At 46.4% G+C, this 304-nt stretch carries 1 pseudogene; it reads left to right on the top strand.

Going from position 1 to position 304, the window contains the following annotated elements:
* Positions 1-304: pseudogene (locus NE665_RS24275) on the top strand (hypothetical protein); the annotation flags it as partial.

Below are 304 nucleotides of genomic sequence, written 5' to 3' on the forward strand. Positions count from 1 at the left end.
ATGATTGTGACGTGGAAACAAGGAAAAAATGCGCTGATTATATATATACAGAGGGAAAACGTCTGCAAACGCTGTCTTACACGCTGATGGAACTATTATCCTTAAGCGGACGCAAAATTCAGCTGCAGCCGGTCTTGATTTCTGCGCTTGTAAAGCAGCTAAAGCAGTATTATGAGGCTGTATCCACCGGAGGCAGTCTACGCTTTGCTTGTGCTGCCTGTACGGTATATGCAAAGGTGGAGCTGCTGTTCACCGCCGTGCGCAATCTGATTGATATTGCATTCAAGGCAACAATCGGCGATCT

Source organism: Clostridium sp. DFI.1.208 (assembly GCF_024463855.1).
Lineage (GTDB): Bacteria > Bacillota_I > Bacilli_A > Erysipelotrichales > Erysipelotrichaceae > Clostridium_AQ.